Annotated in this window: 1 protein-coding gene; it reads right to left on the reverse strand. The window is 64.3% G+C overall.

What is annotated here, in order from left to right:
* A partial coding sequence (locus tag EN984_RS36455) for an ATP-binding cassette domain-containing protein (protein WP_127384447.1) occupies positions 1 to 457 on the reverse strand: 457 nt, incomplete at its 3' end.
* Between the last annotated feature and the right edge of the window lie 314 nt (positions 458 to 771).

Raw genomic sequence — 771 nt, forward strand, 5'->3', positions numbered from 1 at the left:
TGACGATTTCGAGCCGCTGCTGCTCGCCGACCGACAGCGCCGAGACCGGCAGGTTCGGGTCAAGCATCAGCCCATGCTGGCGGCCGATCTCGGCCAGCCGCGCCAGCCCGCCGGCGCGGTCGATCCGTCCTGTCTTGCCGGGAATGCCGATCAAAAGATTTTCCAGCACAGTCAGCCGCGGCGCGAGGTGAAAATGCTGGTGCACCATGCCGATGCCGGCGGCCAGCGCATCGGCGGAACTGGTGATCCGCACCGGCTTGCCCTGGATGAGGATTTCCCCAGCATCGGGCGCATAGGCGCCGAACAGCACATTCATCAGCGTCGTCTTGCCGGCGCCGTTCTCGCCCAGCAACCCCAGGATCTCGCCGGGTGCCACGCTGAGATCGACGGCCTCGTTCGCCTTGACGGCGCCGAAGCTCTTGGTGATGCCGCGCATTTCGATGAGGGGGGCGGGCAAGGGCAAGGATGCTCCTGATCGGAGTTGGCTTTGCGGTTCAGCTTTGATTGAGAGGGATGCGCTGCACCCCCCTCTGGCCTGCCGGCCATCTCCCCCTCAAGGGGGGAGATCGGATGTCATTTCGGCTTTCGCCAATTTTCTACGCCGAAGCAGGAGTGCCGCCGACAAAGCCGCCAATCTCCCCCCTTGAGGGGGAGATGTCCGGCAGGACAGAGGGGGGGCGCCTAGCACCAACCCCAAAAGCCAGAGCGTCAATCCGAAACCGGCGTATTCTCGTCCACATCCACCCGGAAATTGCCTTCGAGGATCTCGGC

The sequence above is a fragment of the Mesorhizobium sp. M7A.F.Ca.CA.004.12.1.1 genome (assembly GCF_003997835.1).
In the GTDB taxonomy this organism is placed as follows: Bacteria; Pseudomonadota; Alphaproteobacteria; order Rhizobiales; family Rhizobiaceae; genus Mesorhizobium.